This window comes from Aquirufa sp. ROCK-SH2, from assembly GCF_054558315.1.
The window spans coordinates 425,840-452,421 of sequence record NZ_JBPXKB010000001.1; the positions used below are offsets into that span (position 1 = coordinate 425,840).

The 26,582-nt window shown below is 35.5% G+C and carries 20 protein-coding genes; 17 read left to right on the forward strand and 3 right to left on the reverse strand.

What is annotated here, in order from left to right:
* Window position 1: 1 nt before the first annotated feature.
* The 7 genes from thrS (at window position 2) to V7S79_RS01860 (ending at window position 6,293) form a co-directional block, all read left to right on the forward strand.
* Window positions 2-1,951 carry a threonine--tRNA ligase gene (gene thrS, locus V7S79_RS01830; protein WP_459488846.1) on the forward strand — a complete coding sequence of 650 codons (1,950 nt, stop codon included), beginning with the start codon at window positions 2-4 and terminating at the stop codon, window positions 1,949-1,951.
* Between the two features lie 93 nt (window positions 1,952-2,044).
* Entirely contained in the window at window positions 2,045-2,605 is a 561-nt protein-coding gene (infC, locus tag V7S79_RS01835; protein WP_459488847.1) for a translation initiation factor IF-3, read from the forward strand.
* A gap of 86 nt (window positions 2,606-2,691) precedes the next feature.
* On the forward strand, window positions 2,692-2,886 hold the full coding sequence (gene rpmI / locus V7S79_RS01840; RefSeq protein WP_459488848.1) for a 50S ribosomal protein L35: 195 nt from the start codon (window positions 2,692-2,694) through the stop codon (window positions 2,884-2,886).
* Between the two features lie 84 nt (window positions 2,887-2,970).
* Window positions 2,971-3,315, forward strand: coding sequence for a 50S ribosomal protein L20 (gene rplT, locus V7S79_RS01845; RefSeq protein ID WP_459488849.1), 345 nt, complete (start codon window positions 2,971-2,973; stop codon window positions 3,313-3,315).
* Between the two features lie 76 nt (window positions 3,316-3,391).
* The gene (locus tag V7S79_RS01850; RefSeq protein WP_459488850.1) at window positions 3,392-4,519 is read left to right on the forward strand and encodes a cysteine desulfurase family protein; all 1,128 of its coding nucleotides are present in this window, start codon (window positions 3,392-3,394) and stop codon (window positions 4,517-4,519) included.
* A 5-nt stretch (window positions 4,520-4,524) separates the two neighbouring features.
* Window positions 4,525-5,538 (forward strand): XdhC family protein, encoded by a 1,014-nt coding sequence (locus V7S79_RS01855; protein ID WP_459488851.1) that lies wholly within the window; start codon window positions 4,525-4,527, stop codon window positions 5,536-5,538.
* Window positions 5,538-6,293, forward strand: a complete 756-nt coding sequence (locus V7S79_RS01860) for a DUF3050 domain-containing protein (RefSeq protein WP_459488852.1) — start codon at window positions 5,538-5,540, stop codon at window positions 6,291-6,293. Before V7S79_RS01855 ends, V7S79_RS01860 begins: the two co-directional genes overlap by 1 nt.
* 55 nt (window positions 6,294-6,348) lie before the next feature.
* Here V7S79_RS01860 and dnaK read toward each other — a convergent pair whose 3' ends face one another.
* Window positions 6,349-8,241 carry a molecular chaperone DnaK gene (gene dnaK, locus V7S79_RS01865; RefSeq protein ID WP_459488853.1) on the reverse strand — a complete coding sequence of 631 codons (1,893 nt, stop codon included), beginning with the start codon at window positions 8,239-8,241 and terminating at the stop codon, window positions 6,349-6,351.
* Between the two features lie 161 nt (window positions 8,242-8,402).
* On the opposite strand from dnaK, the gene V7S79_RS01870 reads away from it, so the two are divergent.
* Window positions 8,403-9,401 carry a fatty acid desaturase gene (locus tag V7S79_RS01870; protein WP_459488854.1) on the forward strand — a complete coding sequence of 333 codons (999 nt, stop codon included), beginning with the start codon at window positions 8,403-8,405 and terminating at the stop codon, window positions 9,399-9,401.
* A 69-nt stretch (window positions 9,402-9,470) separates the two neighbouring features.
* Here the strand turns inward: V7S79_RS01870 and V7S79_RS01875 are convergent, their stop codons facing one another.
* A complete protein-coding gene (locus V7S79_RS01875) occupies window positions 9,471-11,774 on the reverse strand; it encodes a family 65 glycosyl hydrolase domain-containing protein (RefSeq protein WP_459488855.1) in 2,304 nt (767 codons plus the stop codon).
* An 80-nt stretch (window positions 11,775-11,854) separates the two neighbouring features.
* The gene (pgmB, locus tag V7S79_RS01880; protein ID WP_459488856.1) at window positions 11,855-12,505 is read right to left on the reverse strand and encodes a beta-phosphoglucomutase; all 651 of its coding nucleotides are present in this window, start codon (window positions 12,503-12,505) and stop codon (window positions 11,855-11,857) included.
* A gap of 183 nt (window positions 12,506-12,688) precedes the next feature.
* Here pgmB and V7S79_RS01885 point away from each other — a divergent pair, with 183 nt between their 5' ends.
* The 9 genes from V7S79_RS01885 (at window position 12,689) to V7S79_RS01925 (ending at window position 26,574) form a co-directional block, all read left to right on the forward strand.
* The gene (locus V7S79_RS01885) at window positions 12,689-14,416 is read left to right on the forward strand and encodes an alpha-amylase family glycosyl hydrolase (RefSeq protein WP_459488857.1); all 1,728 of its coding nucleotides are present in this window, start codon (window positions 12,689-12,691) and stop codon (window positions 14,414-14,416) included.
* A complete protein-coding gene (locus tag V7S79_RS01890; RefSeq protein ID WP_459488858.1) occupies window positions 14,413-15,735 on the forward strand; it encodes an MFS transporter in 1,323 nt (440 codons plus the stop codon). The genes V7S79_RS01885 and V7S79_RS01890 overlap by 4 nt, the downstream gene beginning before the upstream one ends.
* Before the next feature lies 1 nt (window position 15,736).
* Window positions 15,737-16,528, forward strand: a complete 792-nt coding sequence (locus tag V7S79_RS01895; RefSeq protein ID WP_459488859.1) for an N-acetylmuramoyl-L-alanine amidase-like domain-containing protein — start codon at window positions 15,737-15,739, stop codon at window positions 16,526-16,528.
* Window positions 16,525-17,673 (forward strand): MalY/PatB family protein, encoded by a 1,149-nt coding sequence (locus V7S79_RS01900; RefSeq protein ID WP_459488860.1) that lies wholly within the window; start codon window positions 16,525-16,527, stop codon window positions 17,671-17,673. Before V7S79_RS01895 ends, V7S79_RS01900 begins: the two co-directional genes overlap by 4 nt.
* On the forward strand, window positions 17,660-18,298 hold the full coding sequence (locus V7S79_RS01905; protein ID WP_459488861.1) for a hypothetical protein: 639 nt from the start codon (window positions 17,660-17,662) through the stop codon (window positions 18,296-18,298). Before V7S79_RS01900 ends, V7S79_RS01905 begins: the two co-directional genes overlap by 14 nt.
* A gap of 4 nt (window positions 18,299-18,302) precedes the next feature.
* Window positions 18,303-20,009: an IlvD/Edd family dehydratase gene (locus V7S79_RS01910; protein WP_459488862.1), complete on the forward strand. Its 1,707-nt coding sequence runs from the start codon at window positions 18,303-18,305 to the stop codon at window positions 20,007-20,009.
* Window positions 20,010-20,019: 10 nt separating this feature from the next.
* Window positions 20,020-20,769 (forward strand): SDR family NAD(P)-dependent oxidoreductase, encoded by a 750-nt coding sequence (locus tag V7S79_RS01915; protein ID WP_459488863.1) that lies wholly within the window; start codon window positions 20,020-20,022, stop codon window positions 20,767-20,769.
* A gap of 16 nt (window positions 20,770-20,785) precedes the next feature.
* A complete protein-coding gene (locus tag V7S79_RS01920) occupies window positions 20,786-21,853 on the forward strand; it encodes a dipeptidase (RefSeq protein ID WP_459488864.1) in 1,068 nt (355 codons plus the stop codon).
* A gap of 329 nt (window positions 21,854-22,182) precedes the next feature.
* On the forward strand, window positions 22,183-26,574 hold the full coding sequence (locus tag V7S79_RS01925; RefSeq protein WP_459488865.1) for an AAA domain-containing protein: 4,392 nt from the start codon (window positions 22,183-22,185) through the stop codon (window positions 26,572-26,574).
* The last annotated feature ends 8 nt before the right edge of the window (window positions 26,575-26,582 follow it).

The window sequence follows — 26,582 nt, forward strand, 5'->3', positions numbered from 1 at the left end:
AATGATCAAAATCACTTTTCCCGACGGTCAAATCCGTAATTATCAAAAAGGTATTAGTCCAATGGAAATTGCCTTGCAAATTTCAGAAGGATTGGCAAGAAATGTATTAGCTGCCAAATTAAATGATCGTGTCGTAGATGCCTCTACTCCTATCGATCAAGATGCTGATTTGCAATTGCTTACATGGAATGATGAAGATGGGAAAAAGACATTTTGGCACTCCTCTGCTCACTTAATGGCAGAAGCTATTGAAGAATTATTTCCAGGTACGAAGTTTGGTATAGGTCCTTCCATCGAGCATGGTTTTTATTATGATATCGATTTAGGAGGAAAAGAATTTGGTTCAGATCAATTCAAATTGATCGAAGACAAAATGATTGAATTAGCTCGTCAAAAGAATGAATATTTGCGTAAATCAGTATCTAAAACAGATGCAATCGCTTATTTTCAAGAAAAAGGCGATGAATACAAATTGGAATTATTAGAAGGTTTAGAAGATGGGTCCATTACCTTTTATACACAAGGTAATTTTACGGATTTATGTAGAGGACCACATATTCCGCAAACAGGATTTATAAAATCTGTTAAGTTATTAAGTGTCGCTGGCGCTTATTGGAGAGGTGATGAAAAGAGAAAGCAAATGACACGTATTTATGCCATTACTTTCCCTAAAGCCAAAGAATTAGAAGAATATTTGTTCTTATTGGAAGAAGCTAAAAGAAGAGATCATCGAAAATTAGGGAAAGAATTAGAGCTTTTTGCATTTTCTGAAAAAGTAGGATTAGGATTGCCTTTATGGTTGCCGAAGGGTACTTTGTTAAGAGAACGTTTGGAGAACTTTTTACGTCGTGCGCAAGTACGCGCTGGATATTCGCCAGTTGTAACTCCACATATTGCTAGTAAGGAATTATATGTGACTTCTGGTCACTATGCTAAATATGGTAAAGATTCATTCCAACCGATTCATACCCCGGATGAAGGTGAGGAATTTTTCCTGAAACCAATGAATTGTCCACACCATTGTGAAATTTATAAAACAAAACCTCGAAGTTACAAGGATTTGCCGCTTAGATTAGCTGAATTTGGTACTGTTTACCGTTATGAGCAATCAGGTGAATTACATGGTTTGACTCGTGTAAGAGGATTTACGCAAGATGATGCGCATATTTTTTGTCGCCCAGACCAGGTAGAGAGTGAGTTTATGAAGGTGATAGATTTGGTTTTATATGTTTTCAAAGCCTTGGGTTTCAATGAATATTCGGCTCAAATCTCATTGAGAGATAGAGATAATCATGAAAAATACATTGGACGCGACGAGGATTGGGATAAGGCAGAAGCTTCTATTATCAAATCAGCTAATGAAAAAGGTTTGCCTACTGTGATTGAATACGGTGAAGCAGCATTTTATGGTCCTAAATTGGATTTTATGGTGCGTGATGCTTTGGGTAGAAAATGGCAATTAGGTACCATTCAAGTGGATTATCAATTACCACAGCGATTCGATTTAGAATATACGGGATCAGATAATCAAAAGCATCGCCCAGTGATGATTCACCGTGCTCCTTTTGGTTCATTAGAGCGTTTTGTGGCTATTTTGATTGAAAATACTGCTGGTAATTTCCCTTTATGGTTATCACCAGATCAGTTAGCAGTGTTACCAATTTCAGAAAAGTATGAGGATTATGCCAATGAGATCTATTTGAGACTTCAAGAAAAAGATTTGAGAGGTTATGTAGATCACAGAGATGAAAAAATTGGTCGTAAAATTCGTGATGCGGAAGTTAATAAAGTTCCATTCATGATTATTGTGGGTGAAAAAGAACAAGCTGAAGGTTTAGTAAGTATTCGTAAAAAAGGACAGGGTGATTTAGGCTCGATGTCAATTGATGCGTTTATTGCTGTGGCTCAAGAAGAAATACAACAATTAACCTACGAAACCTATAATAAATAAAGATTATCAACTTGTTGTTAGTCATAAGTTTGCAAATCCGTTAAAATTGATTTAGCTTTCGAATTAATAATTAACATAAACTAAATTTTTTCTATGGCTTTACGCCCGAATAACAATTACAGAGGAAATAAAAGAGAAGAAGAACCTTATCGCATTAATCAATTAATTCGTGGGGTTGCTGAAGTAAGATTAGTTGGAGAAAATGTTGAGCAAGGTGTTTTTGAATTTTCAAAGGCCATTGCAATTGCTGAAGCTCAAGGTTTAGATTTAGTAGAAATCTCACCCAATGCCACTCCTCCTGTTTGTAAGGTAATTGATTATGCTAAATTCAAGTATGATCAAAAGAAAAAGCAAAAGGAGATTAAGGCGAATGCTACTAAGACGGTTATCAAAGAAATTCGTTTCGGTCCGAATACGGATGAACATGATTTTAATTTTAAATTAAAACATGCTGTGAATTTCTTGAAAGAAGGTGCAAAAGTGAAAGCTTATGTTCACTTCGTGGGTAGAACCATTGTTTTCAAAGAAAGAGGTGAAATGTTGTTATTGAATTTCGCCAAAGGCCTTGAAGATGTAGGTAAGCCCGATGATATGCCTAAATTAGAAGGTAAGAGAATGAGTATCATCTTCTCTCCAAAAGCATTGAAGAAATAATTTCGTATTTTTTTATTTAACTAATATGGAATTCAAGGTATTTTATGTACTTTTGCGTTCCAATTTTACATTTAATTTTTACTATAATGCCAAAAATTAAAACAAACTCTGGAGCGAAAAAACGTTTCAAAGTAACAGGAACAGGCAAGATCAAGCGTAAGCACGCTTTTCATAGCCATATCCTAACTAAAAAAACAACTAAACAAAAGCGTAATTTAGTTCACGCTACTTTAGTTTCACCTTCTGATATGGACCGCGTAAATTTATTATTAGGTCTTTAATTATCAGTTAAGTTATTGTTCAACCAGAAATAGGGCAAAAAAAGTTTTCGAAAGAAACGCCTCATTTCAAAAAACAAAAATCGTATGCCACGTAGTGTCAACCATGTAGCTTCAAGAGCTAGAAGAAAAAAAATCTTAAAATTAGCCAAAGGCTTTTATGGTCGCGGGAAAAATGTTTGGACCGTTGCCAAAAACAAAGTAGAGAAGGGTTTGCAATATGCTTACCGTGATCGTAAAGTTAAGAAAAGAGATTTTCGTGGATTGTGGATTCAGCGTATCAATGCTGCAGTCCGCCAAGAAGGTTTATCTTACTCAGCTTTTATGGGTAAATTCAACAAGTCAGGTATGACGTTAAATCGTAAAGTTTTAGCAGATCTTGCAATGAATCATCCAGAAGCTTTCAAAGCAGTTTTGAAAAAATTGAGTTAATATCTCTGAAAGTCCCGAATTAATTTCGGGACTTTTTTTTTATCCCCTATCTTTGCCTACACAATTTTTGAAGGCTTTGAATTTTCCTCTATATTTTGATTATGCCGCAACTACTCCCGTTCATCCGAATGTGCTGGATACTTTGTTGCCTTATTTAAAGGATAATTTCGGTAATTCAGGTTCAAGTCATCATATTTATGGTTGGAAGTCGGCAGAGGCCGTTGAAACCGCTAGAAAATCGCTTAGCTCCTATTTCAATCTTCCTCCCTCCTCCCTTATTTTTACATCCGGTGCTACCGAGTCAAATAATTTGGCCATTCAAGGCTTCCTATCTCATTTGCCTCATGGACATTTAATTACTTCTCAAATAGAACATAAAGCTGTTTTAGATGTTTTTAAACAGTTGGAGAAAAAAGGCTGGGAAGTGACCTATTTGGCACCCAATCAAAATGGTGAAATTATACCTCAAGATGTTCAAAATGCGATTCGACCCAATACCCAATTGATTTCCTTAATGTGGGTCAATAATGAAATTGGGAGTATTTTAGATTTATCCAAAGTCGTACAAATAGCCAAGAATCATCAAATCGCTTTTCATAGCGATATGACCCAAGGTTTAGGAAAATTGGAATTAGATACTCATTCTTTGCCTGATTTGATGTCTTTTTCAGGACATAAACTATATGCCCCCAAAGGAATTGGTGGATTAATCATTTCCAACAACCGAATAAAATTGAATCCCATCGTTTTTGGGGGAAATCAAGAACGAGGATTACGAGCTGGGACATTAGCAACGCATTTAATTGTAGCCTTGGAAGCGGCTTTTCGTTTATTTCCAGAAATGATTGCTCAAAACAAACAATTTGAACTTTGGAATAAAAAAATGATTCAAAAGCTTCAAACTACCCTTGGAGATAGAATTTTGATCAATTCCTCCGCTCAAAATTCCTTGCCGCAGATCATTAATTTTTCAGTGTTGGGGGTAGACTGGGAAGAGTTGTTTCGAATGACTTCTAAATTAGCCTTATCGAATGGTTCTGCTTGTAATGTCAAATCGCAATTACCTTCGCACGTATTGAAAGCCTTAGGTCGAACAAATGAAGTAGCTTTATCAAGTATTCGATTTTCTTTTGGAATGTTTACTACAGAAGAGGAAATAGATTTTGCTATGGAATACTTGATTGAACAAATGAATAAATTGTAAGAATTATGAAAGAATGGGTTCAAATTGTTCAACATATTGAAAATAACATAGAGCATTCGCAAAATATAGCCTTAGCAACTGTTATTGAGGTTGAGGGTTCTGCTTACAGACGCGTAGGTGCTCGAATGTTGGTACTGGAAGATGGTACTTGGCTAGGAAGCATCAGCGGAGGTTGCCTTGAAGGCGATATGCTGAAGAAAGCTCAATTGGCTATGGATTCTCAAGCTTACAAAATTGTTACCTATGATACTCGAGAAGAAGATCCCTTTGAATTAGGCATCGGATTAGGATGTAATGGTAAAATTGTCATCTTGATTAATCCTTTTAAAGATCAAATTATTGAATTTTGTCGCAGCCTTAAAAAAGCTTTAGATGCACCGAAAGCAACTTGGTTGCAATCGACTTGGAATTTTACGCAAAGCGATCAATCGACTATCGTTGAATTAAATTCAGATAAAAATACTCAGTTAAAGACCCAGTTGATCATTGAAGATGAAATATATCAATTGACAGAATCTATTTCACCTCAACCTCGAATTTGGATTGTAGGGAATCAATTTGATTCGGTAAGTCTGATTTTGAATTGCCAGCAATTAGGCTGGAAAATATTTTGGGTAGGAAATGTCCATAAAATGAAGTCTAACTACAAAAAGCATTGTGAAAAGGTATTTGATTGGGCGGACGATTTAAACATTTTATCTTCTGATTATGTGGTATTCATGACGCATGATTTGGATAGAGATGTAGAAATGATGGAGAAGTTGGCTGATAAATCGCCATTTGCCTATTGGGGAATTTTGGGTCCTAAAATAAGGATGGATAAAATTTTGAAACAATTGAATGATAAAGGTGTTAGTATTAATGCAGAAAGCATTTCTTCGCCTATTGGTTTAGACTTGGGTGCAGAAGGACCTGATGAAATTTCCATTTCCATTTTGGCCGAAATTCTTGCAAAAGTTAACGAGCGATCAGCACAACCTTTAAAAAATAGAAAAAGCCCCATTCACACATCTGAATAATGAAACAAATTAACGAATTAAAATTAGCGATTCAACCTTTTCAACATCAATTATATCAACATCCTATCAATCAATATATTCAATCCAAGCATCATTTGGAGCGTTTTATGCAGTTCCATGTTTTTGCTGTTTGGGATTTTATGTCATTGGTCAAGAAACTACAAAAAGATTTAACCTGCATTGATTTACCTTGGAAACCTGTCGGTACTCCTGATACTAGGTTTTTAATTAATGAAATTGTGCTAGGTGAAGAATCGGATGTGGATCAATTCGGAAATATTACAAGTCATTTTGAATTGTATTTAAAAGCTATGAAGGAACTTGGGGTAACTCCTTTTGATGAATTAAACCAATTATTGCTTTGTAATACTGTCAACGAAGTAATTGAATGTGTTCAATCTTGTTCTTTAGATAAAGGAATTTCTGATTTTTTAACTTTTACTTTTCAAAGTATTCAGCATAAGTCGACACTTGAAATTGCTTCTATCTTTACTTTTGGTAGAGAAGATTTAATCCCAGGAATGTTTCAACATATTGTGGATAGCTTAAAAAAGGAGTCGCCTGAAAAAATCGACACCTTGGTGTATTATTTAGATCGTCACATTGAGGTAGATGGAGATCATCATAGTCAATTGGCATATCAAATGATGGAATCTTTATGTGGTTCAGATGAACGTAAATGGCAATTGGCCAAAGAGTCGGCCATAGAATCCTTGAAAATCCGTATAGCTTTGTGGGATGCTATCGTGCAATAAAAAAGGTGAATGAAATTTGCATTCATTCACCTTTTAAATATTATTGAATCTTGAATTATTTTACTTCCTCAAAAGCGACATCTTCCGCTCCTCCATTGGAGTCAGCATTGTTTTCTTGAGTTGGATTCGCATCTCCTCCTTGATTTTCAGTCGCCGCATACATTTCTTGTGAAGCAGCTGTCCAAGCAGCATTTAATTTTTCTAATCCAGCATCAATAGAAGCGATATCTTGAGAAGCATGAGCCGCTTTTAATTCTGTCAAAGCAGACTCAATTGCAGATTTATTTCCTTCTGATAATTTCTCGCCATATTCTTTCAATTGCTTGTCAGATTGGAATATCAAAGCATCAGCTTGGTTAATTTTTTCTACTTTCTCTTTTTCTACTTTATCAGAAGCTTCATTCGCTTTAGCTTCATTACGCATCTTTTCAATTTCAGCATCTGTTAATCCACTTGATGCTTCAATACGAATTTTTTGCTCTTTACCTGTTCCTTTGTCTTTCGCTGAAACATTCAAAATACCATTGGCATCAATGTCAAAGGTGACTTCAATTTGAGGTACACCACGTTGTGCAGGAGGTAAACCATCTAAGTGGAAACGTCCTAATGAACGGTTATCTTTTGCCATTGGTCTTTCTCCTTGCAAGACATTCAATTCAACGGATGGTTGATTGTCAGCTGCTGTAGAGAATACCTCAGATTTTCTAGTTGGGATTGTTGTATTTGACTCAATTAATTTAGTAAATACACCACCCATTGTTTCAATACCTAAAGAAAGTGGAGTAACATCCAACAACAAGACATCTTTCACTTCTCCAGTTAACACTCCACCTTGGATCGCTGCACCGATAGCAACTACCTCATCTGGATTAACTCCTTTAGAAGGTTTCTTACCAAAGAATTTTTCTACTTCTTCTTGGATACGAGGGATACGTGTAGATCCTCCTACCAAGATTACTTCATCAATGTCAGAGTTGGTATAACCTGCGTTCTTCATCGCTCTTTTGCAAGGCTCTAAAGTACGTTGAATTAAACTATCTGCAATTTGTTCAAATTTAGCGCGAGTCAATGATCTAACTAAGTGTTTTGGAATACCGTCAACTGGCATGATGTATGGCAAGTTGATTTCAGTAGATGCTCCTGAACTTAATTCGATTTTAGCCTTTTCTGCGGCTTCTTTCAAACGTTGTAAAGCCATTGGATCTTTACGTAAATCAATGTTTTCGTCATTGATGAATTCTTGCGCTAACCAGTCAATGATTACTTGATCAAAGTCGTCTCCTCCTAAGTGTGTATCACCATCGGTTGATTTAACTTCAAAAACACCATCTCCTAATTCTAGGATCGATACGTCGAAAGTACCACCACCTAAATCGAAAACAGCAATTTTCATATCCTTACCACCTTTGTCTACGCCATAAGCCAAAGCGGCAGCAGTAGGTTCGTTGATGATACGTTTTACTTCTAATCCTGCAATTTGTCCAGCTTCTTTCGTTGCCTGACGTTCTGCATCATTAAAATAGGCAGGAACTGTAATAACTGCTTCAGTAACTGTTTGTCCTAAATAATCTTCCGCAGTTTGCTTCATTTTAGTTAGAATCTGAGCAGAAATTTCTTGAGGAGTAAATAATCGATCTCCAATGCGAACACGTGGAGTGTCGTTATTTCCTTGCTCAATATTATATGAGATTGTTTTTAATTCTGAACTTACCTCTGAGTATTTTTTACCCATGAATCTTTTTACAGATGAGATAGTATTTTGTGGATTTGTTATCGCTTGTCTTTTCGCTGGATCACCCACTTTACGCTCTCCATTCTCTAAAAATGCAACAATAGAGGGAGTTGTTCTTCTACCTTCTGAGTTAGCAATTACAACTGCCTCATTTCCTTCCATTACGGCCACACAAGAGTTGGTGGTTCCTAAGTCGATTCCAATAATTTTTCCCATGATTATTTTTTTAAATTTTGCATTATTCTAACAAGGATAGTGCCAATGAATTAGGGAATATCTAATTCTGCCATATTGTCAGATTGAAATAATTTTTGACTTATTTTAATGGACAAAAGCCCTTATTTGTTATATTTGTTAGTTATTTTAAATGCGATAAAATGTCAAATGATCAAGATTTTACGTGGGTCAATGAACCTGAGCCACATAGACAAAGAACAAGAGAAATCATCAAGAAATACCCAGAAGTAAAGAAGTTGATAGGTAAAAACCCTAGCACAATGATTTGGATTTTAGCTTGTGTGGGACTTCAAATCTCATTAGCATATTTTCTGAAAGATTCATCTTGGTGGTTAATTGTAGCAGTAGCTTGGTTTGTTGGAGCTTTTCCTACCCATACATTGTTTGTCTGTATTCACGAAACTGCTCATAATTTAGTTTTCAAGAAAACTTCTTGGAATGTTTTTGCTGGAATTATTGCTAATTTTCCTTCTTTAATGCCAACAGCTATTTCCTTCAAAAACTATCATTTGAAGCACCATGCATTTCAAGGTGTTCATGAATTGGATGCTGATTTACCTGATTATTGGGAAGCGAAGTTGATCAATAATTACTTCATCGGAAAAGCAATCTGGTTAATGTTATTTCCTTTCTTTCAAGCAATTCGTACCATTCGTTGCATCGAGTTGGCGGTATTTGATCGCTATGTGATTATGAATATTGTGGCTCAATTGGCCTTCGATGCTTTAGTAGTTTATTATTGGGGCTGGCCTGCATTGGCCTATATGGGATTAAGTTTCATGTTTTCAGTTGGTTTGCATCCTTTGGGAGCAAGATGGATCCAAGAGCATTTTTTGGTATTGGATAAGAATCAGGAAACTTATAGCTATTATGGTGGCCTAAATGGCATTAATATGAATGTGGGTTACCACAACGAGCACCATGATATGCCTTCTATTCCTTGGAATAATCTGCCTAAATTGAAAGCAATGGCTCCTGAGTTTTATGATAATTTGAAGTACCATACTTCGTTTGTGAAATTATTTTTCACTTTCTTATTCTCTCAAGAACTTGGTTTATATTCTCGAATAGCAAGAAAAGAACGAGGTGGAGTAACGTTGAAAGATGTATCTACACCAGATTTAGATTTATTGAAATAAGTATTTATTTCAATGCACAAAAAAAAGGCTGCTTATCATTAAGCAGCCTTTTTTTATAGGGGTAATTGATTATTTAACAACTATCTCGCTATTGCCTCCGATGGAATAGGATTGGTTGTGAATCGTAACTTTTAAAGATGGACTAGACAAATTCTTAATTTGAACTCCTTCCCTGTTGACAATCACCTCTAAATGATTTTCGCGAAAATTGATCTTGAATGAATATTCATTCCATTGTTGAGGTAAAAATGGTTTGAAATGCAATTCATTATTTTGAACAATCATTCCTCCAAATCCTTTCACAATCGACATCCAGGTTCCCGCCATACTTGTAATATGGCATCCATCTTCTGTGTCATTATTATAATCATCCAAATCTAATCGAGCTGCACGCGTATAAAATTCATAGGATTTATCCTCTTTACCCAATTTAGCAGCTAAAATACTATGCACACAAGGACTTAAAGAGGATTCATGAACGGTAATCGGTTCATAAAAGTTGTAATTTCTTTCTAATTCTTCCAATGAAAAATCGTTTTCAAAGAAATACATACCCTGTAAAACATCAGCTTGTTTGATGTAGCAAGATCTCAGAATTCGATCCCATGACCAATTTTGATTGATAGGTCTTTCATTGGATGGAATGGATCCTACAGGTGCAATTACTTTGTCTAAGAAACCATCTTGTTGTAAATAGATGCCTTTTTTCTCATCGTTTGGATAATACATCAAATCGACGATTTTTTGAAAATCCTTTAATTCATTTTCTGAAAATTGACAGATCTTAAATTTATTAAGAGCTTCTTCTGGATAGTTTTTAACTATTTCTTGATGTATCTCTATCGTGTATTTCAAACACCAGGCTGCAAGGTAATTGGTGTACCAATTATTATTAACGTTGTTTTCGTATTCATTAGGTCCAGTAACGCCTAACATGACAAATTTTTGTTTGTCTTCAGACCAATTGACTCTTTGTGCCCAAAAACGTGCTATACCAATCAAGACTTCCCAACCATATTCCACTAAATGCTTGCGGTCTCCCGTATAATCTACATAATCTTTGATGGCATAAGCAATCGCTCCATTTCTATGAATCTCTTCAAAGGTAATTTCCCATTCATTGTGGCATTCTTCCCCATTCATGGTAACCATTGGGTAAAGTGCAGCACCGTTTTTGAAACCTAATTTGCCCGCATTTTCAATCGCACGATCCAATTGTTTCCAACGGTAAATCAATAAGTTTTTAGCTACTTTACTAGGAGCTGTTGATAGATAAAAAGGCACACAATAGGCCTCTGTATCCCAATAAGTAGATCCACCATATTTTTCTCCGGTAAATCCTTTTGGACCAATGTTTAATCGCTCATCTTCTCCCGTATAAGTCTGATTTAATTGGAAAATATTGAATCGAATGCCTTGTTGAGCTCCAACATCCCCTTTGATGACGATATCATTGATTGCCCAGCGTTCCTCCCAAGCATTGGCTTGCTCAATTAACATTTGGTCAAATCCTTTGGAAGAAATCCTATCTAAATAAGCTGATAATCTATTTTCTAATTCAGCAACTGGATGATTTTCTGAACTTAAATTAACCGCATATTTAACAAGCGTTATTTTTTCATCGATTTTGGCATCGATTGAATAAGATAATGAGGTGTATTTTTCTTTGATTTCAGGGATGGCCTTCAAATCAAGTTGTTGGTTTCCTTGATGAATGGTTAATTTTTGACCCGTTATTACATCAAAGCTTGTTTTTTTTGTTTTAGACCAAACAAAAGACGTATTTTCTTTCGTTCCTACTTTTACTTCATCCCAAAACTTTTCATCGTAATTGGAATCTTTGTTTTTGATATCTCCATCTACGAAAGCCTTTACGTCTATTTTACCAGAAAAATTCAGCGGAGTAATCGAATAAGAATAAGCTCCAGATTCGTCATCTTTTAAACTATTGATTCGAATAGATTCAATTTTTACAGATTTTCCATTGGGTAATGTTATTTGGCAAGTTCTCTTAATATGACCTTCTTTCATATTAAGTTCTCTGTAAAATTGGTCAACCTTTGAAGTATTTAAATCCACTACTTCATTCTCAATCCTAATTTCTAATCCTAACCAATTCGCAGCATTTAATACCTTTGCGAAATATTCTGGATAACCATTTTTCCACCAACCAACACGCGTTTTATCTGGGTAATAAACTCCTGCTACATAATTGCCTTGCAAGGTTTTACCTGTAAAGGTTTCTTCAAATCCTCCTCTTTGGCCCATTCGTCCATTTCCTAAAGAAAAAACAGATTCAGTTATCTCATTAAATTCAGGATGAAATTGGTCTTCAATGATTTTCCACTCATCATGCTTAAGGTATTCTTTCATTTATTTAGAATTCACGGTATTTTTTATCCTACAAAATTATTTATAATATTAGAACTTATGCTTTCAGTGCTATTCTGTTTTTAAAAATCGAGCAGTTCTTTGGCATTAATACCCAAAAATGTTGTGATTACTTTATCTGCGCCCTTTAAATTTTCAGGGATTCCAATACCAATGGTTTTCATATTAGCCGCAATAGCTGCATCAATTCCTGCCTGTGCATCTTCAAAAACAATGCATTCGGTTGCCGAAGTTTGTAAACCCTCCGCTCCTTTTAAAAACACTTCAGGGTCTGGTTTGCTTTTAGTGACTTTATTCCCATCAATAATTACATCAAACCAAGGCAGCAATTGGGTTTTTTCTAAAATGACAACTGCATTTTTGCTGGCTGATCCCAATCCAATTTTATAGCCCAATTCTTTTATTTGGGCCAAAAAATCCAACACTCCGGGTAAAATTTCATTCGGATTCATGTTGGAAATCAAATTTAAATAATTGTCATTTTTCTCTATTAACCAGGCGTCTTTTTGAGATTGACTAGCTTCAGCTCCGGCCCAATCTAAAATTTTGTTTAAAGATTCAACCCTTGAAACACCTTTCAATTGTTCATTTTGCTCTTCTGATAGTTGAAAATTGAATTGTTCTCCCAATTTCCTCCATGCTTGAAAATGATAGATTGCGGTATCTACTAATACTCCGTCTAAATCAAATAGACACACCTTATATTTTGTCATGATTTATGATATAAATTCGTTTGATTCAACAAAATTATTATTTTTACACTTGGCAAAAAAGTAAAAAAGACAGTGCTAGACTGTTTATTTTCATTATTTGATATGTTTAAAATAAATATTCACATCTTTCTTTGTTTTTTGTTGATCCTACTACCATCCTTCATTGTTAAATCTGATTCCAATATGCCTAAAAATACTTCTGATAAATTTGTTGTCTACCAAATGATGTTTCATTTGTGGGGAAATAAAACCACTGATTTAAAAATGAATGGATCTTTGGCAGAAAACGGAGTCACTAAATTTGATGATGTTTCTACCAAAGGATTAAAGGCTTTAAAGAAGAAGGGATATACGCATTTATATGCTACCGGTTTAATTGAACATGCCACCATGGAAGATATGAGTGCTTTTGGATCTCCTTTGGATCATCCAGATGTAGTTAAAGGTAGATGTGGTTCACCATTTGCCATCAAAGATTATTATGACGTTAATCCATTTTTTGCCAAAAATCCATCCAATCGCTGGAATGAGTTTGATCAAATGTTGCAACGCATTCACAAAGAGGGTTTACAATTAATCATCGATTTTGTTCCCAATCATTTAGCCCGCCAATATCACTCTGATCAAAAACCGAAAGGTATTACTGATTTTGGATCAAATGATCGGAAAGACACATCATTTGATATAAATAATAATTTCTATTATTTACCCGGAACGCAATTTTCCATCCCCAATGGGGTTCAATCACCGGTTCAATCACCGGTTCAATCAACGATTCCTTATGTAGAAATTCCTGCCAAAGTCAGTGGTAATAACGTTTTTTCCGCACAACCTTCTATCAATGATTGGTTTGAAACAGTGAAATTGAATTATGGAATCGATTTCCAAAACCATCAACAAAAGCATTTTGATCCTATACCTGATACTTGGAAAAAAATGTTGGAGGTGTTGAATTATTGGACTTTAAAAGGTGTGGACGGATTTCGTTGTGATATGGCTGAAATGGTTCCGGTAGAATTTTGGGAATATGCTATTCCAAAAATCAAATTGCAAAACCCCCATATCATTTTCATCGCTGAAATTTATCAACCCAATTTATACAAAGATTATATTTTCAAAGGTGGATTTGATTATTTATATGATAAAGTAGGTCTATATGACGCTTTGCGCCGTTTGATGGAGTTAAAACCAGAAGCCAGTACACAAGATATTACGCGAGTTTGGCAAAATGAATCGGGAGATTTTTCTAATCATATGTTGCGATTTTTGGAAAATCACGATGAGCATCGCTTGAATACTCCCGCTTTTGCAGCGCATAATTTTTGGTCAAGCATTCCTGCGATGGTCATCACTGCTGCCTTGCATGATGGTCCTTTGATGGTTTATTTTGGACAAGAATTTGGCGAAAAAGCGCAAGACAAGGAAGGCTTTAATCAGGCAGACGATCGAACAAGTATGTTTGATTTTTGGGCTGTAAATACGCATCAGAGATGGTTGAATGAAGGAAAATTTGATGGTGGATTGCTCAATCATTTTGAAAGACAAGTGGATCATTTTTATACCGATTTGTTAGCGTACATCAAAAAAAATAAAGCCATTCAAAACGGTCAATTTTTTGATTTGCAATATGCCCAAAATGACTCTTATCCAAAGGATAAAATCTATTCATTTTTACGATATACCGAAAAGGAGCAGTATTTAATTGTATGTAGTTTTGAGCCCAAAGAAACTCGTACATTTTCCATCGAAATTCCAGAATTAGCCTTGGGTATGATGGGCCTAAAAAATTATCAATTAATTGAAAACAAATCATTTATTTCACCAGAGAGCCCAGAAGATGCCAATATTTCGAATGGAATTTTAAGGCTCCCGGCAAATAGTGTCTGTATTTATAAACTGACTAAACCATGAAAATTTTTCAAAAACCGCGTTTATCCATCGCTGAAATCTTTAATATGAGCCTTGGATTTTTAGGGATCCAATTCGGCTTTGCTTTACAAAATGGAAACGCCTCTCGTATTCTTCAAAGTTTTGGAGCTGATGTCGAACAATTGTCTTGGTTTTGGTTGGCAGCGCCCTTAACAGGAATGATTATACAGCCCATTATTGGTTTCTATTCTGATCGCACTTGGAATTTTTTAGGTCGAAGAAAACCTTTTTTCTTAAGTGGTGCTATTTTAGCTGCTTCTGCCCTCTTGTTTTTTCCCCATTCTGGAGCATTAGCTAGTTTTCTGCCACCCATTTTCGTAGGTGCGGGAATTCTAATGATGATGGATGCTTCCTTCAATGTGGCTATGGAACCATTCAGAGCATTGGTGGCAGATAATTTACCTGAGGAACAAAATACGTTAGGATTTTCCATCCAAACCTTTTTGATTGGTATTGGTGCGGTTTTAGGTTCTTGGTTACCCTATATTTTGGGTAATTATTTCGGTTTATCTATTGAAGCTGGCGAAGGGGAAATACCCGAAAATGTGAAATATTCTTTCTACATTGGTGCTTTGGTTTTTATTTCTGCGATTGTTTGGACTATTGTTACAACCAAGGAATATTCGCCAAGCGAGCGAGAAGAGATGGGCTTTCAAGAAGATTCTTCCAATGATACCTTATTTTCGGTTTTTACTTACATCAAAGAAATGCCAAGTACCATGCGTCAATTGGGTTTGGTTCAATTTTTCTCCTGGTTTGCCTTATTTTCCATGTGGGTTTTTAGCACGCCTGCCATCGCTAACCATGTGTATGGATTAGCGCAAGATGACCATAGTTCAAAGATGTATCAAGAAGCGGGTAATTGGGTTGGAATTATTTTTGGAGTGTATAATGGGGTTTCAGCTATTTATGCCATTTTCTTACCTCGAATTGCTGCCAAACTTGGAAATAACCGAACACATGCTCTTTCATTAGTTGCCGGTGGAATAGGATTGATTTCCATTTATTTTATCTCTGACCCTAACTGGCTAATTGCTAGCATGATAGGTGTTGGAATGGCTTGGGCAAGTATTTTAGCAATGCCTTATGCCATTTTAGCAGGATCTATTCCTATGAGTAAAATGGGCGTTTATATGGGGATTTTTAATTTCTTTATTACTTTTCCTCAAATTGTTAATGGAATCATTGGTGGTCCCATTGTTAAACATATTTATGCAGGAAATGCCATTTTTGCCATTGTAATGGCAGGAATTTTCTTTATTTTAGGAGCTATTTCGGTTCTTTTAATAAGAGAAAAATAAAATGCGCTATCGTTTTTGGATTTTAACTTGGATTTTTTGTATTCCAACTCTTTTGTCGGGTCAAATTTTGACAAAGGAGCTCAAAAGGCATATTGAAAATGCTAGAAGTTCCCATCAACCCATAAAAATAGCTGAACATTTTTTAGGTTTACCTTACAAGGCATTTGCGCTTTCCAAAGAAAATCCAGAACGCTTAATTACAGATTTAAGTGGCTTTGATTGTGTAACTCTTTTTGACAATCTTTATGCCTTGTACACTTCCAAAGGAGTCGATTCTAGCTATTTAAAGCAATTAATCAAAGTTCGGTATTATCACCCTGGAAGTGTCACGTATGAAAATAGAAATCATTATTTTTCTTCTACTGTGAAGAAATTAGGTGATGTCGGTGAATTGAATCAAGTCCAAGATGCAGCATTTGAAGTGTCAACTCCAAAAAAATTAGATGTGCTTTCGCAATTTCTAAAAATGAAGCATTATCAAATTTCATTGGATTCCATTTTAAAGATGGAAAAACAATTTAGTAATCAACATTTGACCTATTTTCCAACTAAATCAATACCCAAAATTTCACACCTTATCCATGAAGGAGATTTGGTTCTGTTTTTGACAAACCATGAAAACATGGATTTTCACCATGTAGGATTTTTAGTTAAAAAGGGGAAAAATTGGCACATATTACACGCTTCTCAACAATACAAGAAGGTCATTGTTTCCCATGAAAGCCTGCAGGAATACCTGCGAAAACGCCCCTCTTTTCCAGGAATTCAAATTTACCACCTCAATCTGCCATGAAAAAATACAACTTTGATCAAGTCATTGATCGCAAAAACACACATAGTTTTAAATGGGATAATGTTTCCTATGACAAGGAAATGATTCCTATGCCCGTGGCAGATATGGATTTTGTTGTGGCTGATGAGATTTTAACCGCTTTGGATAAAATCAATCAACACGGTATTTTAGGTTATTCCATTGTGCCTGAATCATTAAAATTGGAAGCACAAAAGAAATTAAAGGCCGATTATCAATGGGAAACGGAATTAGATTGGCAAGTATGGATTCCCGGAATCGTTCCAGGAATAACCGCTGCTTGTGCTGCTTTTTGCGATGAAAATCAGGGGATATTAACTCCTATTCCTGTTTACCATCCATTTCATTTAGTGTCAGGTTGGGTAAATAAGCCTTTATTGACTTTTCCAATGGTAGAAAAAGCAGGCAGATGGACCTACGATTTCGAGGCATTTGAAAATCAATTAAAGAAAAATCCCGGTGTATTTCTATTTTGTAATCCACATAATCCCGGCGGAACTGTATTTAATCAAAGTGAAATAAATCGAATCATTGAATTATGTCAACAATATGATTGCATGATTATTTCTGATGAGATTCATGCCGATTTACGAATTCATCCGCAATCGGAACATATTTGTATTGGAAAATCCATTGCGAACTCCACTCCTGCCATCAGCTTTTTTGCTACAAGTAAAGCCTATAATACGGCTGGATTGGGTGGTTCTGTGGCGATCATTCCGGATGAAAAGACTAGAAACCGATTTTTGAAACAAACTTTTGGATTTTTTCCCATGCTTTCTCGTCATAGTATTGACGTCATGTTAGCGACCTATCAATACGGTCAAAATTGGCTGAATCAATTGTTACCCTATTTGAAGGAAAATCATGATCTTTTATTTGATCGAATAAACGCATTGAAAGGTTTAAAAATGTTGCCTTTAGAAGCAACTTATTTGGCTTGGATTGAATATGATGAAAACCTTTTGGGCGATTTTCAAGCTAAATTATTTGATAAAGGTGTGCATGTTTTGCGTGGGGATCAATTTAAGGGCAAGAATTTTATACGCTTGAATTTCGCTTGTCCAAAGTCCATATTAGAAGCAGCTATTACCATTATTGAGGAGACAATTCATGAAAATCCTTAAATCTTTTTTGTTTTTTTTAATCGTTCTTGGACTTTCCTTTTTCCTTTTTTGGATGGTGAAAATGGAACAAAGTGATTCTGTGGATCCCAAAGATACTATTGAATATCAGAGAGTTATTGGTCAATCTACTTTAAAAGTTCCAACAGAAGAATCGATAATCGATTCCAACGATGTGCTTAAGACATTTTATGCAGATTTTGAAGGACAAATAGTTCAGAAAGATAAAAATGTTCAATTGACCATTTTAAAAAATGGAAATTCGATTTTTGAAAAATTCCTTTCAAATGTTAGCATTGCCCAACTGATTAGTTCAGATTTGAATGGAAATGGTTTTCCAGAGTTTTGGGTAAAATTAAAATCAGGTAAAAAAAATCAATTTTATGCTTTTGAATATCATAAGGCCCAAATAAAAACCTTAAAATTTCCCCAATTAATGGGGCGTCAAAGTTTTGGTTTTGCTGGAAATGATACGCTTTATATTGAGAAATCTTATTTGGTTAGAAAATTTGACTTTAAAAATGATACTTTTTCCGATTTGTTTAATGGGAAAAGAGCATGTTTTTATACATTTGGGCTGGATGACAGTTTTACGTTACAAAGAACTTTAGACTATGAAAATGAATAATGATATGAATTTACGATCACAACAATGGTTTGGTAAGACAGGGAAAGATGGATTTATTTACCGTGCATGGATGAAAAATCAGGGTATTCCTGATGATTATTTTCAAGGGAAACCAGTTATTGGTATTTGCAATACTTGGTCTGAATTGACTCCTTGCAATGCGCATTTTAGAGAATTAGCAGAATTTGTTAAAAAAGGTATCATTGAAGCTGGAGGATTTCCTGTGGAATTTCCGGTGATGTCATTGGGTGAAACTTTGATCAAACCTACCGCCATGTTATACCGCAATTTGGCGAGTATGGATGTGGAAGAATCGATCCGTGCCAATCCAATTGATGGTGTGGTCCTAATGTGTGGTTGCGATAAAACCACTCCTTCATTGGTGATGGGCGCTTGTTCGGTGGATTTACCTACTTTGGTGATCTCAGGAGGACCTATGATGAAAGGTAAATTCAAAGGCAAAGAAATTGGAACCTCAGACGTTTGGCGTTTTGCTGAAGCCTATAAATTAGGTGAATTGACCCAATCAGAATTCATAGAAGCAGAAGCATGTATGGCACGTACACCTGGCCACTGTGCCGTGATGGGTACAGCCTCTACCATGGCCACCATGGTGGAAGCTTTGGGATTGTCTTTACCTCAAAATGCGGCTATACCAGCAGCAGATGTAAGACGAAAGGTGTTGGCTCAACATTCAGGAAGAAGAATTGTAGAAATGGTGCAAGAGGATTTGAAATTATCCAAGGTGTTGAAGCGCGAAGCCTTCGAAAATGCCATCCGTGTGAATGCCGCTACAGGTGGTTCGACCAATTTTGTGATCCACTTATTGGCCATTGCCGGACGAATTGGTGTCGATTTACATTTGGATGATTTTGATAAATTTTCGAAATCCATTCCTCTTTTGGCCAATATTCAGCCTTCTGGGGAACATTTCATGGAAGATTTATACTATGCGGGCGGTTTACCTGCATTGATGAATCAAATGAAAGAACATCTTCATACTTCCATTATAACGGTGAATGGTAAATCAGTGGGAGAAAATATTGCCAACACTCCTATTTATGATGCTAACATCATTTCAACCATCGATGCCCCTTTTAAAAAGGATTCAGGAATTTCAGTGGTGAAAGGAAATTTAGCTCCGAATGGTGCAGTGGTGAAGCCATCTGCTGCCTCTCCTGAATTATTCAAACACCGAGGAAAAGCGGTTGTATTTGAAAATATTGAAGATTATCACGCTAGAATTGATACTCCCGAATTAGATATAGACGAAAATTCAGTCATGGTACTGAAAAATGTGGGTCCAAAAGGATATCCGGGTATGGCCGAGGTGGGTAACATGGGAATTCCGAAAAAGCTTTTGGAAAAAGGCGTTAAAGACATGGTTCGTATTTCTGATGGCCGTATGAGCGGAACAGGATTTGGAACCGTTATTTTACACGTTTCTCCTGAATCTGCTGCAGGTGGACCTTTGAATTGGGTGCAAAATGGCGATTATATTGCCCTTGATTTGGAAAATAGAAGCATCAACTGGGAAGTAAGCGAAGAAGATTTAGCGATAAGAAAAGCCAATCAACCATTGGTAAAACCGAAAATGGACCGTGGTTATGTGAGTTTATTCATAGAACACGTAGAACAAGCAGACCAAGGTGCGGATTTCGATTTCTTAAAAGGCGGTTCAGGTTCAATTGTGACCCGAGACTCGCATTAATTCTTTATGTATGTTAAAGTTTATTGTAACAGGTGCTTCACAAGGAATTGGTTATGAGATAGTTAAATCTATTTTATTGAAAGGTGATTTTGTGATTTTGAATGATAAAGATGCGGAGCAAACGGCATTGGCCACTCAACAATTGCATTCACTTGGCTTAACAAATTTTGTTACGCTGGTGGAAGATGCAGCTTCAGGGGGCTTTTTGAATCAATTAGATCAAGTCATTGAATCTAGCCCAGGAACATTGGCAGGCGTTGTTTGCAATGCGGGAATTACCACTTTTGGCGATTTCTGGACGTATTCCAAAGAATCCATGGAGGAGATTTTGAGAATCAACATCAAAGGAACCTTTTTCTTGATTCAATTAATTGCCAAAAAACTAAAAGAGCAGCAATTACCAGGAAGTATTGTTTTAACATCTTCAGTGACAGGACACATCGCTCACCCTGATTTGGCAGTGTATGGCATGACCAAGGCAGCATTGAATCAATTAGCCAAGAATTTGGTCATTGATTTGTCGCCTTACCAAATTAGAATCAATACCGTTTCGCCGGGTGCCACTTTGACAGAAAGAACCTTATCTGATACCAATTACCAGCAATCATGGTCTGAAATAACCCCAATGGGCAAACCAGCGACCGTTGGAGACATTTCTGATGCCGTTCTTTTCTTTTTATCGAATCAATCTAAACACATTACTGGACAATTTTTAGTGGTAGATGGAGGTTGGACCTCCGTGGGTATTCCTCCTAAATAGTTTAAAATTGAATAATATGTTACTATTTGATGCACATTTGGACCTAAGCATGAACGCCATGGAATGGAATCGTGATTTAAGAGCTTCCTTGGATGAGATTAATGAGCGAGAAAAAGGAATGAGCGACAAACCTGACAGAGGGAATGCGACCATTTCATTGGATGAATTGCGCAAAGGCAATATAGGAATCGTAGTAGCCACTCAAATTGCCCGCTATGTAGCCAAAGGATCTGATTTACCCGGATGGCATTCGCCAGAACAAGCATGGGCGCAAACACAGGCGCAATTGGCTTATTATAAAAGTTTGGAATATTTGGGAGACCTATCTCCTATTCGTAATACGGCGGAATTAGAAGCTCATTTGGAATATTGGAAGCAGACAACAAAAGCCAAAAAGAAAATTGGTTATATATTGAGTTTAGAAGGTGCCGATTCTATTTTGAGCATGGAGCATTTGGAAATGGCTTATTCAAACGGTTTGAGAGCCATTGGTCCAGCGCATTATGGCCCAGGAAGGTATGCCCAAGGAACCAATGCCAGTGGTGGATTAGGAAAAATGGGTAGAGAATTGGTTCAAAAAATGGAGCAATTGAACATCATATTAGATGCCACGCATTTGTGTGATGAAAGTTTTTGGGAAGCCTTGGAACACAACCATGGGCCAGTTTGGGCGAGTCACCAAAATGCAAGAGCCTTGGTCAACCACAATCGCCAATTTTCCGACGAGCAATTCAAAACCCTCATAGAACGCAAAGCAGTAATAGGCATGCCCTTAGACGCCTGGATGATGGTCCCAAATTGGGAAAGAGGTAAATCTACCCCAGAAAGCATGAACGTCAGCCTAAATACCATGATAGACCACTTGGATCACATCTGCCAAATAGCAGGCAATGCGCAGCACGTAGGCCTAGGAACCGATTTAGACGGCGGCTTCGGAACAGAACAATGTCCGAAAGACCTAAAAACCATTGCTGATTTACAGAAAGTACCTGAATTATTATCCAAACGAGGTTATTCGGATTCGGATATTGAAGGAATTTGTCATGGGAATTTTTTGGGGTTTTTGAGGAGGGTTTGGGCTTAGTTTTTAGTTATTAGTTATTAGTTATTAGTGTTTTGGAAGTTAGTGAAAATAATTTTGGTTGAGTAAAAAAAATCTAATCACTAATCACTAACAACTAATAACTTTTTTCCTATCTTTAAGAGATTTTATAACGGCTAACCATTAATAGCGCACACAAGACCCCTCCGGACTGCCCTATTTTTGTTGGGTAGGCTATCTTTTAGTTAGCAAAAGATTTAATAAATAGTTTCACCTAATTAAATCATTATTGTTTACGTGTAGCAACTTGTTAGCTTGAGATAACTAAAAAATTTAATAGAGTCAGTTTTTTCTAATCCACTTCATTTAATATGGAATTATCAGAAAAATTTTTAACCGAATTACAAAGACGACTTAAAATTGGTAATCGCAAGGGTGTTCACTTGAACGCAATTCCTGCAAACTCGCGTTACAAGTTTGACTTAAACCGCCTTTCTCATATTAATAAAAACCTACCTGAAAATTTCATTAAATCGTTACTTTCAGAACAACCTCTAAAATTCCGAATTAGTTGGAAAGAAAATGTTTCTGATTTAAACACACTTTTCGAAGAAGAGGAAACGCAATTGGTTCGTATTGCAAAAGCACTTGAAAATCTAATCAACCAAACAGAAGCAATTGAATCCGAAAAAGGAATAAATACTTTTGGCTTTGGCTTTCCTATTTTGGCAAGACGCGACAAAGCCGATAACAAACTGACTGTTGCACCAGTTTTGATTTGGAGTTTACGAATCAAACGCACAAAAGAATTTAATACTTGGGAAATTTTACGAAACGAAGAAGATCCAATTTATATCAATGAAGTTTTAATAAATCACTTGCAAAATGATTCAAGTGTTGAAATAGAACAAATACCAAGCGAAATGCTTGATGACGGACTAATTGAAAAAGATGAACTGATTGAAATTTGCACCAAACTCATAAAAACTGTAAACACAACATTACCTGACGATTTACAAGAAACTTTTAGAAAGAAGTTAGACAAAGTTGTTTCAATCGGAGATAAAGCACATTACGAGAAATTATCGTTAAACTCCACAAATTCATTTATTGAATTTGGGGGTCTGTTTTCAATTTTTGAAGTTCAGAAACAAAACATCATAAATGATTACGGTAACTTAATGGCTTTAGAAGGAATTAATATTCCACTGGATGATTTGGAAGGTCATTCGTTTCAATCTATTACATCGGTTGAAACCGACCCTTCACAACAAAGCATTCTAAATTCATTAGAAAAGTCAAGAAATGTATTGATACAAGGGCCACCTGGAACGGGAAAAAGTCAAACACTTACAGCGGTACTAGTCAATGCACTTGAAAACAACAAAAAAACGATTGTTGTTTGCGAAAAAAGAACAGCACTTGAAGTATTACACAATGCTCTTAAAGAAAAAGGATTGGATTATCATTCTGTCTTAATTCGTGATATTATTAAAGACCGAAAAACGGTTGTTGATTCTGTAAGAGATAGAGTTGATAATTCTGAATATAAATCATACACTTACAAATCTTCCAAAGAAAATTTGGAAAACATTGTCAATAAAGCCAAAATTATAATTGAAAACATCAACGGAAAACATCAAAAAATTGACCAGAGAATAATTGGTAACAAATCTTGGACTGATGTAGTTGGTAACTTCTTGGCAGAACTTAGAAACAATGAGGATGATAGCAAGTTGAATATTGAAAAGACAGGTTTTACATATTCACCAGAAGAATTGAACAAATTGCTTGACCTTGTTCGAAAAGGACAATCGCTTTATGTCAACTTTTCACCGATTGAGTCAAAATCGTTTCTTAATTCACTAAAATTAGTTGGCGACAATCCTTTCATAATCGAACAAGCAATCAATGATGACTTTGATAATTATGTCAAATATTTGAGAGACATCAAAAATCTGTTAGAAACCAATAGAATTGAGTATTCTATTCTTAGAAAAAATGAATTAACACAGCAGATTGAGAAGATAAAAAAGTTAACATTTGAAATAGAAACGATTTTTGAAAAGAATAAAAGCAACCCCCACTTAAATGATGAAAATAAAATAAATGGTTTTGGCTTTAAATTTTTGTCGGTTTTTTCAAAATCAAAAAAGGAAACCATTTCAGATTATTTGGAGTTACAAACTAATTTCCAAAAACTTGAAGAATGTCTGAAGCTTACGAAAGACCTAAAACCAATTTTGTTTTCAGGAACATTAAACGAAAAATTAAATTGTTTAACAACATTAAAAAAAGATATCGTAAACGTTCAAAGTGAGTTTGATACAAAAATTCAAATCGAGTTTCAAAAAATCAGTTTACTAAAAACGAATCAAACAGAGATTGGCATTGAAAGTTTGCCAATACTTCAAGACAAAGTAAATAGTTTAGCTGGTAAATTTAATTCTGATAATTGGACAAAAAGTGAATTAAAACCAAGTGATTTCTATTCCTTCATTTCTGAATTAGAAAATCACATCGAAGTCAAGAATGACTATTTCAATTCTGAACAAGACGAATTTCTAGCGGAGTTTAAATGGTTTCAATTCTACAATGGATTATCCGAAAATGAAAAAGTAATAGTAAATGAGTTGAAACCAAAATCAAATTGGAGAAAACCGTTTTTAATTTTCTATTTGGATTCATTACTTCGTGTTTCCGCAAGCGGTGGTAATTTACCCACAAACGATGAAGAACATAAAGAACTCAATGCAACGTTAAATGGAATTGAAAAAGAACAACTGAAATATATTAAACAGTTTTGGTATTCAAAGCAAATTAGTGCGACACAATCATTTGTTCAAAACAATGGCGGTTTAACGGTTGAAAATCTTTATAACAAAAAAGCCAGTTTTAAAAACAAAAGACATTCGTTAAGACAAATTATACAAAAGGACGCTGATTTGTTTTCAACGTTCTTCCCCGTTATTTTGACTTCGCCTGATGTTGCCAGTAACTTGTTCAAAGGAATGAACGGCTATTTTGACATTGTTATGTTTGACGAAGCAAGTCAGTTGAGATTGGAAGATAATTTGCCAGCCATTTTGAAAGGCAAACAAATCATAATTGCAGGTGATGAACACCAAATGCCACCATCAAATTATTTCAGTAAAGTGTTTGACGGTTCGGTAGAAGATGAAGAAGATATTGACGAAGAAGAAAGCGTAATGAAAGTTGATAAAGACGATATTTTGTTGTCATGTGAATCACTTCTTGACTTCGGTGCAGAGCTGAATTTTCAAAAAAAACATTTAGATTTTCACTACCGTTCACGACACCCATTTTTGATTGATTTTTCAAACTATGCTTTCTATAATCAAAGGTTGAAACCATTGCCAAACAACTTTGACTATGTTCCAATAAAATACATTCAAGTAAACGGCACTTTTTCTGACCACACAAATGAAGCAGAAGCGGAAATGGTTTTATCAATCATTGAAAAGAACATTAACCGTTTGCCAAACGGAAAATACCCGACAGTTGGAGTTGCTACGTTCAACATTGCACAACGTAACTTGATAAAAAGTAAAATTTTGGAACGACAAAAGTTTCCGAAATATGAAGAGTTCAACGCAAAAATTCAGGAATTGGAAGAAAACGGAATGTTCATTAAAAACTTAGAGAACATTCAGGGAGATGAAAGAGATGTAATTATTCTTTCAACTACTTACGGAGTTGGAAAAGATAAAAAATTTGCACAACGTTTTGGACCAATTAACCATTCGAAAGGTTACAAACTTTTGAATGTAATCATCACAAGAGCCAAGTATAAAGTTTATTGCTGTTCATCAATTCCAGAGCAAGTTTTTATGAACTACAAAGAATACTTGACATTAGAAGGTTCAAATAACAAAAGAGCTGTGATGTATGCGTATTTGGCGTATTGCAAAGCAGTAAGCGAATCTAACAATGAATCACGCTTGTCAATTCTTACATCACTTGCAGAAAACACAACAAATAGTTCAGGTATAAATCCACAAGATTTTGGCGAATTAGAATCACCTTTTGAAGAAGAAGTTTATCAAAGTTTGGCAGACCATTTCGGAACAGAAAAACTAATACCACAATTACAATTTGCAGGTTTTAGAATAGATATTGTTTACGACCCGAAAAAAGTTGGTGTTCCAAAAATTGCAATTGAATGTGACGGTGCAAAATATCATTCAAGCAGAGAAGCATATTTATACGACAAATACAGACAGAAGATTTTAGAAAATCACGGTTTTGTGTTTCATAGAATTTGGAGCACAAATTGGTGGCGTAATTCAAGCAGAGAAACGAAACGACTTGTAGATTTCATCAAACAGACAGAAGAAACGGTAAACGGAAACACAAAAGATTATTCAAAAACCGCTAACGCATTTACAGACGACATTGTGATTCTGGAAAATTACGTTGCTCAAAATTCATTTATTGACATTGAGAAAGACGGATATACAATTCAAACAATAGAGGAAGAACCACCTGTTGAGACAAAAATGTTTGCCAAAGATGTTGTAAAACTAAACAGCAAAGTACAAGTAAAATATGTCAATAATGGTAAGGACATCAGCGTCTATATTGTATCCACAGAGAATAACAAAAACGAGAAATCAGACGGTTTTCAAAAGGTTTACTACAAATCACCTTTAGCTCATTCCTTACTTGGACAAAAAGTTGGAGATATCGTAAAAATTGGTAACATTGACAATTTTGTGGAAATATTAAAAATTGATAATTGAATGTCAGT